The following is a 261-nucleotide window of genomic DNA, read 5'->3' as shown; positions in this document are numbered from 1 at the left end:
TATCCAAACAGAGCATTTATTAAGCCAAGGACATAAGAATATCGTTGGATTTTTCCAGACAGATGACACCCAAGGAATTAAGAGAATGAAAGGATATATTAAGGCACACCGTAAGCATAAAGTACCAATTAATCCGAACTTTATAATCAGTTATTTTTCCGAAGAAAAAAAGTCAAAGCCTCATGCTGAGTTAGAAAAATTACTTGCTTCTACTGTAGATGTGCCAACAGCATTCGTTTGTTATAATGATGAACTTGCTTT

General features: G+C 34.1%; 1 protein-coding gene. It reads left to right on the top strand.

Going from position 1 to position 261, the window contains the following annotated elements; genetic code table 11:
• The coding region (locus AOA59_RS28460; RefSeq protein WP_158235278.1) for a substrate-binding domain-containing protein at window positions 1-261 on the top strand (261 nt) is incomplete at both ends.

The sequence above is a fragment of the Pseudomonas sp. 2822-15 genome, assembly GCF_002742515.1.
Lineage (GTDB): Bacteria > Pseudomonadota > Gammaproteobacteria > Pseudomonadales > Pseudomonadaceae > Aquipseudomonas > Aquipseudomonas salomonii.
Note: the sequence above shows the minus strand (reverse complement) of the source record. Positions and strands in the feature narration are given on the sequence as shown.